We start from the raw sequence: 12,339 nt of genomic DNA, 5'->3' as shown, positions 1-12,339 counted from the left end.
AAAGCGGCGCGCGATGCTGCTGAATAATAATTAGGAAGGAATGAACAATGTCTTCTGCATTTTACCAACAGATTCAAACTCAAATCGAAGAAGTTAAAGAAGAAGGTCTTTACAAGTCTGAGCGCATTATCACTTCTGCTCAAAAAGCAGCGGTTTCTATCTCGACTGGTGAAGAAGTATTAAATTTCTGTGCAAACAACTACTTAGGCCTTGCTAACCACCCTGAACTGATCGAAGCTGCGAAAGGTGGTATGGATCAACACGGTTTTGGTATGGCTTCAGTGCGTTTCATCTGTGGTACTCAAGACTCTCACAAAGAACTAGAGCAAAAGCTATCTACGTTCCTTGGTAAAGAAGACACAATCCTGTACACATCTTGTTTTGATGCGAACGCTGGCCTATTCGAAACAATTCTAGGCAAAGAAGACGCAATCATTTCTGATGCTCTAAACCACGCATCTATCATCGATGGTGTTCGTCTGTGTAAAGCAATGCGCTTCCGCTACGCGAACAACAACATGGAAGAGCTAGAGCAACAACTTATCGCAGCTAAAGAAGCTGGCGCTCGTCACACGCTTATCGTAACTGACGGCGTATTCTCTATGGACGGCGTAGTGGCTAACCTTCCTGCTATCTGTGACCTTGCAGACAAGTACGGCGCACTAGTAATGGTTGATGATTCTCACGCAGTGGGCTTCATGGGCGAAAACGGCGCGGGTACTCACGAGTTCCACAACGTTGTTGACCGTATCGACATCATCACAGGTACGCTTGGTAAAGCAATGGGTGGCGCTTCAGGCGGTTACACTTCTGGTAAGAAAGAAGTAATCGATTGGTTACGTCAGCGTTCTCGTCCATACCTATTCTCTAACTCTGTTGCACCTGCAATCGTATCGGCGTCTATCCGTGTTCTAGATCTTCTAGCGGAATCTGGCGATCTACGTACTCAACTATGGGAAAACTCTGCTCACTTCCGTACTCGCATGGAAGAAGCGGGTTTCACAATGGGTGGTGCTGACCACGCTATCATCCCAATCATGCTTGGTGATGCAAAAGTAGCAGCTGAATTCGCAGAGCGCGCTCTAGAGAAAGGCATCTACGTTGTAGGTTTCTCTTTCCCTGTAGTACCAAAAGGCCAAGCGCGTATCCGTACACAAATGTCTGCTGCACACTCTCGTGAGCAACTAGACCGCGCAATCGATGCGTTCATCCAAGTTGGTAAAGATATGGGTATCATCTAATTTTAAAGGGGTGCCTTGTGCATCCTTTAGTTAGATAGAGCAACGCCCAATAGCACATATAGATTTTTGATTCTCGCCTTACAGTTAGGCGAGATGAACTGGATAACATTATGAAAATTAAAGCACTTTCTAAGCTTAAGCCTGAAGAAGGCATCTGGATGACCGAGGTTGAAAAACCTGAAATGGGTCATAATGATCTTCTTATCCGTATTAAGAAAACCGCAATTTGTGGTACTGACGTACACATCTACAACTGGGATGAGTGGTCACAAAACACAATTCCAGTACCTATGGTAGTAGGTCATGAATACGTGGGTGAAGTTGTTGGCATCGGCCAAGAAGTTCGTGGTTTTGAAATCGGCGACCGTGTATCTGGCGAAGGTCACATCACATGTGGTCACTGTCGTAACTGTCGTGGCGGACGTACTCACCTTTGTCGTAACACAACAGGTGTTGGTGTTAATCGCACTGGTGCGTTCTCTGAGTTCCTTGTGATCCCAGCGTTCAACGCATTTAAGATCCCTGCAGAAATCTCTGATGATCTAGCATCAATCTTTGACCCGTTTGGCAACGCAGTACATACAGCGCTTTCTTTCGACCTAGTAGGCGAAGACGTGCTAATCACTGGTGCTGGTCCAATAGGTATCATGGCTGCTGCTGTTGCTAAGCACGTTGGTGCTCGTCACGTTGTCATTACTGATGTAAACGAATACCGCCTAGATCTTGCTAAGAAAATGGGCGTAACTCGCGCAGTAAACGTGATGGAAGAGAAGCTTGAAGACGTAATGTCTGATCTTGGCATGACTGAAGGCTTCGATGTAGGCCTAGAAATGTCTGGTAACCCATCTGCGTTCAACAGCATGCTGACTAACATGAACCACGGCGGTAAGATCTCTCTACTAGGTATTCCACCATCAGACATGGCAGTAGACTGGAACCAAGTAATCTTCAAAGGCTTGGTTATCAAAGGTATCTACGGTCGTGAGATGTTCGAAACTTGGTACAAGATGGCTTCTTTGATTCAATCTGGCCTAGATCTAACACCAATCATTACTCACCACTACAAAGTGGACGACTTCCAGAAAGGCTTCGACATGATGCGATCTGGTATGTCTGGTAAGGTAATTTTAGACTGGGAATAAGCTTAACAGTTAATCAATAACAAAAAGGCGATAGTTGATACTGTCGCCTTTTTTGTTTTTAAACGAGAACAGCTGTTAGTTAGTTGAGATGAATACAGGACATAATTACTGTATTCATTATCACTCAGATAGGATGGCAGATTTTGTTACATATACTGGTTGATGTACACGTCGACTAAAAACATGAGCACAGGAACTGTACTCAGAAGTGCGAAAAAGACGATAGGCACCCAGTTTTTCATTTTCTTTTTAGGTTGCTTAGGGTTATTCATAAATTAGGCCTTAAATTAGTTGAAGTGTTTGCACTGCTGCTGGGCACGCTATGGGTGAATTAGCGTGGGGCGCTGTTTAACAGAAGGTTCTAGTTGTATATTTATGGTATCAAATAAAATAGTTGATACCTATATGGTTATGGAGATCCTTGGTGCGCGTCAAAAATATAAAGTGTAGGTGGTTCATAAAGGCTCGATAATAATGAACCTATTACAATAAACATTGCCTCACTCGGCATATGAAATAAACGTATAAAAAGATTTGGAGAATACAGAATGAGAACAATAGGAAACATCATTTGGTTTCTGTTCGGTGGCGTATTTATGGGACTGGCTTGGTGGTTCTTCGGGCTACTTGCATTCCTCACCATTGTTGGTATCCCTTGGGGCAGAGCGTGTTTTGTAATGGGTAACTTCTCTTTTTTCCCATTCGGACAAGAAGCGATTTCGCGTGATGAGTTAACTAATGAGATGGATATAGGCACGAGTCCGTTAGGTGTGATTGGGAACATCATTTGGTTTTTATTTGCGGGAATCTGGCTTGCGATGGGTCACATCATGTCAGCAGTGGCGTGCTTCATTACGATCATCGGTATTCCGTTTGCGATTCAGCATTTAAAGTTAGCGGTTATTTCACTGGCGCCAATCGGTAAAACGGTTGTCGACAAGCATGAAGCCGATGCGGCACGAGTAAGAAACTACAAAGGCTAAGGCTCCGGTCTTCTGAGCTTGATATAAAGTTGAAAAGCATATCGTATGATGTGCTTTTTTTACGTCGTGGTTCCTATCGAGTGTCTAATTTGACGGTGCCAGAGGCAAAGGCTTGATGTGATACGACTGATAAAAGAAAACGGGCTCAGAAGGTGAGCCCGTTTGTGTTTGTTTTGACCTGTTTTAATAACAAGTGACGGGTAGCTAGACTACATCGCTGCTTCGAAGATCGCTGAAATTTCTTCGTGCGTGGCTTGTTTAGGGTTAGTGAAACCACATGCGTCTTTCAGTGCGTTGTCTGATAGGGTTGGAATATCTTCTAGTTTGGCGCCTAACTGTGCGATGCCTGTTGGGATATTTACATCATTCGCTAATTGAACAATTGCGTTAATTGCTGCGTCTGCGCCTTGCTCCGGTGACATCCCCTCAACATTTACGCCCATTGCTTTCGCAACGTCACGTAGACGCTCTGGACAAACTTGCGCGTTGTAGCGTTGAACGTGTGGAAGCAAGATAGCGTTACATACACCGTGTGGAAGGTCATAGAACCCACCCAGTTGATGCGCCATTGCGTGAACATAACCAAGAGAAGCGTTGTTGAATGCCATTCCTGCCATAAACTGTGCGTAAGCCATTTGCTCACGAGCTTCAATGTCTTCGCCGTGCGTTACGGCTGTTCTTAGGTTCGCTTGCACAAGCTCAATAGCTTTAATGGCTACTGCGTCTGTGATTGGCGTTGCTGCGATAGAAACGTAGGCTTCGATTGCGTGTGTTAACGCGTCCATACCTGTTGCAGCCGTTAGTGATGCAGGTTTAGCAAGCATCAGTTCAGGATCGTTTACAGAGATAAGCGGCGTTGTGTGCTTATCTACGATAGCCATCTTAATGTGACGCTCTTCATCAGTGATGATGCAGAAACGTGTCATTTCAGATGCAGTACCCGCTGTGGTATTGATAGCAATTAATGGCATCATTGGTTTTTCAGACTGATCAACACCTTCGTAATCTGAGATTTTGCCACCATTAGATGCGACAAGAGCAATACCTTTTGCGCAATCATGAGGAGAACCACCTCCTAGAGAAACAACAAAGTCACAATCATTATCTGTAAGTAGCTCAAGGCCGTCATTAACGTTAGTAATGGTTGGGTTTGGCTGGGTGCCATCGAAGACAACAGCGTCAACGCTACGTTGGCTAAGAAGGTCTTGTACCTGCTTTACCACGCCAATTTGGTTAAGAATCTTATCCGTAACGATCAGACCTTTTTTGAAGCCTTGAGACTGAATGCTATCAGCAGCATCTTTCAAACAGCCGGTACCCATGAAGTTTATTGTAGGGATGTAAAACGCGCTAGACATTGGGAAACTCCGTTAATTATAGTTTTTGATTTGTTCTATGTTGTTGGTAATATTAGGAAAACCTTCGATCCTAGATAAGCTTTAACCCAAACTACCACTTTGTGATTATGTATTAAGTTTGATGCATATGACAATCGTTTTTATGGTTTTATGTGAGTTTACTATCAGCAGAAAAAACCAAATTAAGAAGAATATGTTGAGGTGATGGTCAATTGAGTGGCTAACAAATGAGTATTATTAGTTTGACTCGTCTGCTTTAGAAGATGCCAAACTCGTTTTACATTGGTTTGAACTGCTCTCATGTTCTGTTTCTGAATTTTCATTTTTATTCGGTTCTTCATCGTAGTGTTTGACCACAAAAGGAGTAAGTATTACGGATGATGGCAAGAAGTGCTTCATAGTACCTCCCGGTACTTAAATGGATTTTTATTGTATGGTATTGGTTTAATATGTGGCAGAATTTGCGATATATCATGACTTGCGACTTGTTTTCTATAAATTATTAGATTTATATACAGGCTCACAAAATTGAGAGTAAAGTGATGACCCGCCCTTTGAGGCAACGATAAAAACAACGACAAAACAGCGCATGCACTGCTCAACAGCGCGAGTAAGAGGACATAAAATGAAGTACGATTGGATATTCTTTGATGCGGATGAAACCTTGTTTCATTTTGATGCTTTTCAAGGGATGAAGTTGATGTTTTCCCGTTTTGGTGTTGACTTTAGCGAACAGGATTATTCATTTTATCAAGAGGTTAATTTACCATTATGGGTAGATTACCAAGATGGTCGTATCACGGCAGCTCAACTGAAGCATGCGCGTTTTGAAAGCTGGGCGGCAAAGTTAGAGACAACAACGGCAGCATTAAACAGTGCATTTTTAGCCGCAATGGCGGACATTTGTTCTCTGCTTCCTGGTGCCAAAGAGTTGATGGAGTCGTTAAAAGGCAAAGTGAATATGGGCATCATCACTAATGGCTTCACAGAGCTACAATCGATCCGTTTAGAGCGAACAGGAATGACAGGCTATTTTGACCATGTGATCATTTCTGAAGAAGTCGGTGTCGCAAAACCAGACGCCGAAATTTTTGAATATGCACATAAGCTGATCGGATTGCCATCGAAGCAACGGGTATTGATGGTAGGGGACAATCCGCACTCTGATATATTGGGAGGCTTGGATTTTGGTATTGAGACTTGTTGGCTGAATAGCCAAGAGAAAGCGACACCTGCGGGGATTAACCCTCACTATCAGGTTCGATCTCTGGCTGACCTACAAGATCTTCTACTGGCATAATCGCCTGCTAGTTTTGACTTTATAAGTTAATTATCGACAACCGAGTACCAGCATGTGCTCGGTTGATTTTTCTACTGGTTTATCATCTAGCTTAAAACATAGATTGCAGCGTTGAAGCACAGTCGGCCTGATGCTTGGCACTGAAGACCAAGACAATGAATATAAGGAAGAGGCGTGCTGAAATCTCATCGCCATAGCTGCTACGGTATTACTGCCATTTTACTTTGGAGCTGCTTAATTGCACTGTCTCGTAGCGTTTCAGAACAACTGGGGCCCATTGGTGGCGCAGCCAGTCTTTATACGGTGAGCTCACTGTTGTTGGTTTGTGTTATGGGGCTACCTAAGCCGTCGCGCTTCTCTAAGTCATACTTGTTGATCGGCGGTGCTTTATTTGTTTGCTACGAGATTTTCTTGGCTTTGGCTTTGGGAATGGCAAACAATCGACATCAAGCCTTAGAAATGGCGGTGATCAATTATCTCTGGCCAGCACTGACAGTGTTGTTTGCGGTATTGTTGAGCGATAAAAAGATCAACTGGTTAGTTTATCCAAGTATCTTCTTGGCATTTTTTGGCGTGGCTTGGAGCATCAGTGGCGAGCAGGGGCTTTCTGTCGACCAAATAGCGGCTAATATTGCGACGAATCCTAAAACCTATTCGATGGCATTTTTCGGAGCAATTATTTGGGCTGTGTATTGCAATTACACCCAACGGGTTGCTAAAGGCCAAAATGCGATTGTGTTTTTCTTTATCGCTACCGCGGTCACCCTGTGGATTAAATATGCACTGAGTGATGAAACCGGCATGGTAATGACAACGAGTGCGGCGATTGACTTAGTGCTTGCTGGGGCTTGTATGGGAGCAGGTTACGCACTTTGGAATACAGCAATATTAGGTGGCAATATGATGTTTCTGGCGACCATGTCGTATTTTACGCCAATCTTCTCTACCTTACTGTCTTCCGTGATTCTCGGTTTGTCATTGAGCATCACGTTTTGGCAGGGCGTGTGTATGGTGACGATTGGTTCGCTCGCTTGCTGGTGGGTAACTAGAGAAAAGCCGACATCAAAGGTGTCGGCTTCTAAAGAGGTTCAATCTTCCCCTTAATCTGATGTTATCTTGTCGCGTGAGGTTTTTCCTCATTTGTTAGGTAAAAGCTTAACTCGCGACATTGAGGTTCAATTGAAGCTCATAAGGCATCTTAGATAAGCGTCGCTTAAGTTGGCGGCGCGTTCGTTCAATATCATTGAACGCAATTGCTTGTTGGTCGTTGGTATGAATATCAACGTTAATTCTGAGTTCTGGGCCAACTTTAGTCACCCCCATCAGTTCTAAATTTTGATCCGCTTCTTTGTTTACCTCGACAACATTCTTATCCACCGCGTCACAAATGTCTTTGGTTGCCGACATCATTAGAAGTTCACGCATTGCTTCGCGCAACATGTCAAATGGGACTTTGATGAAGTAGAAAGACATAATCAACATCATCACTGGGTCAGCATAAACCGCATATGCTGATAGTGGAGAAAAAGTCACTAGCCAAGCAACTACGAACCCCGCGGTCACTGCCACACTCAATAACGTATCCATTTGCCATTGTTTTGACTCGGCTTGAATCAGGCCTGAAGAGATACTTTTGCTCTTATTGGCGATGTACCACCAAGCGTAACCACAACCTAATACGTTGATAATACCGAACAGAGTTGCGATAGAAGTATCAACTTCACGGCCGCCAGTCATAAGGGCACCAATCGCAGAGTAAAGTGAGTAACCAACCACAAGCAGAATGACTAGGGCTTTTATCGCAATAACAATCGGTTCTATGATAGCTCGACCAAACGGGAACTCTCTATCTGAAGGGCGATTAATGTATTTTGAAGCAGCTAGTGACAATAAAGTTAACAGTAAGCTGATAAGAGAATAGACACCGTCAAATACTATGACCAGAGAGCCAACGATAAGACCCAACACCAATCCGCCAATAGCGAAGCCTGATGCTAAAAGGGCTGAGAACAATAGTACTCGATTTTCGTTTTGGCTTTTCCTGTCGCACATAAAATTTTCCAGATGTTTTTAATAGCCTCATTGTTCTGATATTGAGCTAACTTTACAAACCTTATATAGTGAAGTTGGCCGTTTTGATCTAACATTTAACTATAAAGCATTAAAATTCAAATAGTTAATATTAGTTTATGGTGCCAATTATATTGACATTGAGTGTTTGTTGATGATTCAGAACAACTGAAATGAGAGAATTTATGATTAATAAAACATATCGTTGGCAAATGTTGTATAGCTCTAGAAAATTAAGCGATACTCCAATAAAGGCTCAGGGTTAGAGCGCGATCAATAAATTGTTCAAGCTTTAACGAAATGGTATGAATTTCAAAGGAATGGGTAAATATGAAGTTTGACAATCTCAGCGATAGTGAATTATGGGGCATTGCTAAACCAATTATGGATAACCTGATGGAGGGCTCAACAAAAATTGATCATGCACAGCACAGCCGAGACTTTACGCAGAGGATGAAGGATATTGTTACGCCTGAATATCTGGAAAAGGTGTGTCGCTATTATCAGCACAGCAACGGATTTTTTGCTGAACGTGAGCCAGTTGCGCTATTCAGACGATCTGATTCAATCGCCTTTGTTTGGAAGCAAGCGTATACCATTGCTAAAGGCGAGTTTGTCGCTGAAATGGTACTGGTTGAAGAAGATGGACGTTACATGGTTGATCACGTTATGGTTTTCTAAGGAGAGGGCGTGTTAGCTGTCGTATAATTTTACGTATTGATATAGAAAAAACCGGGTAGTCTAGAAATCAAATAGATAATCACTTATTTGATCCGCTAACCAACTCATACCTGGATGCTCAGCCATTCCCGCAGCTGTAAACATACAGTAATCTTCTTGCGTTAGTCCGTAAGTATGCTTAATAACAGCCAACTCTTGTTCACGAAGTAAGTGGCGAATCAATGGTTCAGGCAATACGCCCCAAGCGTTTTCACGTAGAATAGTATCCAACATAAAGTCGAAGCTAGAAAAGCCGATGTGGCGACGCGAGAAGGGCTCAAGCTCTGGGTTATCTTTTTCATTGAGATAAACCATCGTTACTTGCATCGAATTTCTCAACACTTCATCAGATACACGTCGCATCACACTCAGATCGTGTCCTTTTTTACATACAGACATCATTCTAATCTTACCAAGTGGGTTGTAGATTATTCTTGGATCATCAACACGCTCGTAATCGACACCAAACGCGAAATCGACTTGCTGGGTTTCGACTAGGTTGGCTAAGTCACCACTCGATGCAAGAACGAAGTTGAATGAGGTGGAAGGATACTTCTTGTTGAGTGCATGAGATAAGTCCTGCCACATTTCGTCGGGTAATGAATCGTCGCGAGCGATCCATATCTCCGCATTGAATTCACCTGATACATAGAGACAAGTCTGCTTAATGCGAGCTACCGTCACCAACATGCCTTCGCAATCTTTATAGATGGCTTTGCCTGCTTCAGAAAGCTCAACGTGGTTTCCGCTGCGCACAAACAGTTCTATATCTAACTCTTTCTCTAAGGCTTTAATCGACATGCTGAGTTTAGTTCGGTTGCATTCTAACTGACGTGCAGCTTCAGAGACGGATCCTAAATCAGCAACAGAACAAAAGGCTTGGACTTGAGAAAGGTTCATTTCATTTCCATATTGAGCGGGAGTAGGCACATATTATCTGAATATTGTGCTGACTATCTTAGAAATAGTCCATCTTTGCATGATAACTCTATGACGAATTGGCTAATTTGGTTTATTCTGTGCGTGTTCCGAACCTACAAGAAGTAAAGATGGAGGCCATGATGGCGAAACAATGGGACGAGTACGCACCTGACTGGGATAACGATCCCGCAACTGTAGTATTCGCACAGTCCGTATTTGACCAGTTAACACAGCTCGTTGATTTGAACGGAACCCGTGTCCTTGATTTTGGTTGTGGTACAGGACTACTCAGCCAAAAAATATCTCCTTTTGCAAAAGAGGTCATCGCGCTTGATATCTCTGAAGGGATGATCGAAGAGCTAGATAAAAAAGAGCTAACCAATGTTGAAGCCGTTGTCGATATTCTATCGCGCGGGCTTGCGGCGCAGCATCCAGCCTTCAGAAATCAATTTGATGTAGTGGTAGCGTCTTCGGTATGTGGTTTTATTCCGAATTTACAAGACACGGTCAGTTTGATTTATACGTTGCTCGAAAACGATGGCATTTTTGTTCACTGGGATTGGCACCTTGAAAACGACGATGAAGATTATGGCATCAGTCTAGAGCGTTCAAAAAATGTTCTAGGTGCTGCTGGTTTCTCTGTTGTTGAAGTATCAACACCGTTCTCAATTGACACTCCGCAAGGACCTTTAAAGGTATTGATGGGGGTTGGTCGTAAACAAGTGCTCCCTCACCTTTAACAGATACTGTCGCTCGTCTCTTTCTCTATAGCGTGAACTATAAATAATAAACTCACATTAACGGTCCCATGACCAGTTATGTGGGTTTTTTTGTTTTTACCCGTTTGTGTTTCAAGATAAATGACTAGACTAGTACTTACAGAACTCTGTTATTTATTCGTTTAGCTTTCATTATTTGCTATTCAGTAATACCGAATTTCCATTTTGGAAATATAGTCTTTCATACCTTTCATTAGTGGAAACTCAAAACATAGGTGTAGAATAAACCCATAGTAAAATAGAGGGTTTAATCATGAGCCACCAATCTGCGTCATCTACTTCTTCACCACTTTCAGAGCAACAACAACGCTTTAGCAATATCATTTCAGATGCCAACCTGTCTCCAAAACAGAAGTCGCACTATCTTGCCTTAGCAGCTGAAGCGAGCCTACCGTATATGCCGGTAAGCAATGAAGTAGAGCAAGCCTTACAAGAAGGTGTGCTATGTGACATGTTTGAAGGTCACGCCCCATTTAAGCCGCGCTATGTACTTCCAGACTACTCTAAATACTTACATCAAGGCTCAAAGTATTTAGAGCTTAGCGCGGCAACTAATTTCGACGAAGCATTGAACATGCTGACCATCCTTTATCATCACGTTCCATCAGTGACTTCCATCCCGGTTTACTTAGGTCAACTGGACGATGTATTGATGCCTTTCGTTGGCGACTTAACGGAAGAGCAGGTTTATCAAAAGCTTAAGCTATTCTGGATCATGCTGGATCGCACACTGCCAGATGCCTTTATGCATGTGAATATCGGCCCGACAGACAACATTATTTGCCGTACGATTTTGCGTGTAGACGCTGAACTGAAGCAGATCGCACCAAACTTAACCTTTATGTACGACCCTGCTGTGACACCTGATGATCTACTTCGTCATGCGGCAAGCAATATCTGTGAGTGCAGTAAACCACATATCGCAAACTATCCAGCGCATGCCGAGGCTTACGGCGACAAGCGTTTTGGTATTGTGAGCTGCTATAACTCTTTGCCTTTAGCGGGTGGTTCAAACACCTTGGTGCGTATGAACCTAAGGCAAGTGGCGTTGAAGTCTGAGGACAGTGCAGATTTCTTACAACAAGTATTGCCGAATTACAGTGGCATCATGGTTGAATTGATGAACGCTCGTAGCCGCTTCTTGCATGAAGAGTCTCACTTTTTTAACGGCTTCCTGACCAAAGAAGGCCTTATTGAAGAAGATCGCTTTGCGCCAATGTTTGGTATTTACGGCATGGCGGAAGCGGTTAACATCTTGATGGAGAAAGAGAGCCAAGCAGGGCGCTATGGTCACGATGAACAGGCGAATCAACTCGGTTACAGTATCTCTGAAAAGCTGGCTGAGATCGTCGAAAGCTCTGAAGTGAAATATGGGCTGGAAGGTAAGGCACTGTTGCACGCTCAAGGCGGTATCAGCTTAGATGAAGATGTAACACCAGGTGTGCGTATTCCTTATGGTACAGAGCCAGATCCTGTCGCTTATGTTCGTGCTACAGCAGATCACCACAAGTTTTACACCTCGGGTATCAGTGACATTCTGACCATCGACGAAACAGTGAAATCTAACCCTGAAGCGATGTTCAACCTGTGTAAAGGCGCGATTCAAGCGGGCTACCGTGAATTCACCGCTAACGTGGCATCAAATGACTTGGTTCGTGTGACGGGTTACATGATTAAGCTTTCAGACATTGCTAAATATGACGAGCAAGGCTCTCGCACTAACACGACTTTCTTAGGCGCTGAAGCTGCGAAGAACACGGGTATCTTAGAGCGTAAACCACGCGTGGCGAGCTTAGAGATGTCGCCGATGTACGAATAGAACTTT

Annotated in this window: 11 protein-coding genes; 8 read left to right on the top strand and 3 right to left on the bottom strand. The window is 43.4% G+C overall.

Going from position 1 to position 12,339, the window contains the following annotated elements:
* Window positions 1-47 precede the first annotated feature (47 nt).
* The 3 genes from OCT63_RS11900 to OCT63_RS11890 all read left to right on the top strand — a co-directional run bounded on the left by OCT63_RS11900 (window position 48) and on the right by OCT63_RS11890 (window position 3,366).
* Complete coding sequence (locus tag OCT63_RS11900) at window positions 48-1,241, top strand: glycine C-acetyltransferase (RefSeq protein ID WP_176679902.1); 1,194 nt, start codon at window positions 48-50, stop codon at window positions 1,239-1,241.
* 110 nt (window positions 1,242-1,351) lie between these two features.
* Complete coding sequence (tdh, locus tag OCT63_RS11895) at window positions 1,352-2,383, top strand: L-threonine 3-dehydrogenase (protein WP_017059546.1); 1,032 nt, start codon at window positions 1,352-1,354, stop codon at window positions 2,381-2,383.
* Window positions 2,384-2,931: 548 nt separating this feature from the next.
* Complete coding sequence (locus OCT63_RS11890) at window positions 2,932-3,366, top strand: YccF domain-containing protein (protein WP_060469540.1); 435 nt, start codon at window positions 2,932-2,934, stop codon at window positions 3,364-3,366.
* A gap of 209 nt (window positions 3,367-3,575) precedes the next feature.
* On the opposite strand, the gene yiaY is transcribed toward OCT63_RS11890, so the two are convergent.
* Complete coding sequence (yiaY, locus tag OCT63_RS11885; protein WP_060469541.1) at window positions 3,576-4,724, bottom strand: L-threonine dehydrogenase; 1,149 nt, start codon at window positions 4,722-4,724, stop codon at window positions 3,576-3,578.
* A 625-nt stretch (window positions 4,725-5,349) separates the two neighbouring features.
* On the opposite strand from yiaY, the gene yjjG reads away from it, so the two are divergent.
* On the top strand, window positions 5,350-6,024 hold the full coding sequence (gene yjjG / locus OCT63_RS11880) for a pyrimidine 5'-nucleotidase (protein ID WP_060469542.1): 675 nt from the start codon (window positions 5,350-5,352) through the stop codon (window positions 6,022-6,024).
* Window positions 6,025-6,198: 174 nt separating this feature from the next.
* Window positions 6,199-7,128, top strand: a complete 930-nt coding sequence (gene yddG, locus OCT63_RS11875; protein WP_161674028.1) for an aromatic amino acid DMT transporter YddG — start codon at window positions 6,199-6,201, stop codon at window positions 7,126-7,128.
* Window positions 7,129-7,179: 51 nt separating this feature from the next.
* Here the strand turns inward: yddG and OCT63_RS11870 are convergent, their stop codons facing one another.
* Window positions 7,180-8,076 (bottom strand): cation diffusion facilitator family transporter, encoded by an 897-nt coding sequence (locus OCT63_RS11870; protein WP_161674025.1) that lies wholly within the window; start codon window positions 8,074-8,076, stop codon window positions 7,180-7,182.
* A 348-nt stretch (window positions 8,077-8,424) separates the two neighbouring features.
* Here OCT63_RS11870 and OCT63_RS11865 point away from each other — a divergent pair, with 348 nt between their 5' ends.
* Entirely contained in the window at window positions 8,425-8,775 is a 351-nt protein-coding gene (locus OCT63_RS11865) for a hypothetical protein (protein ID WP_017058537.1), read from the top strand.
* 60 nt (window positions 8,776-8,835) lie between these two features.
* Here the strand turns inward: OCT63_RS11865 and OCT63_RS11860 are convergent, their stop codons facing one another.
* Complete coding sequence (locus OCT63_RS11860; protein WP_060469544.1) at window positions 8,836-9,714, bottom strand: LysR family transcriptional regulator; 879 nt, start codon at window positions 9,712-9,714, stop codon at window positions 8,836-8,838.
* A gap of 161 nt (window positions 9,715-9,875) precedes the next feature.
* On the opposite strand from OCT63_RS11860, the gene OCT63_RS11855 reads away from it, so the two are divergent.
* Window positions 9,876-10,475, top strand: a complete 600-nt coding sequence (locus OCT63_RS11855) for a class I SAM-dependent DNA methyltransferase (RefSeq protein WP_161674023.1) — start codon at window positions 9,876-9,878, stop codon at window positions 10,473-10,475.
* A 292-nt stretch (window positions 10,476-10,767) separates the two neighbouring features.
* A complete protein-coding gene (locus OCT63_RS11850) occupies window positions 10,768-12,333 on the top strand; it encodes a YjjI family glycine radical enzyme (RefSeq protein WP_161686949.1) in 1,566 nt (521 codons plus the stop codon).
* The last annotated feature ends 6 nt before the right edge of the window (window positions 12,334-12,339 follow it).

This window comes from Vibrio sp. RW, from assembly GCF_027587105.1.
In the GTDB taxonomy this organism is placed as follows: Bacteria; Pseudomonadota; Gammaproteobacteria; order Enterobacterales; family Vibrionaceae; genus Vibrio; species Vibrio toranzoniae.
Note: the sequence above shows the minus strand (reverse complement) of the source record. Positions and strands in the feature narration are given on the sequence as shown.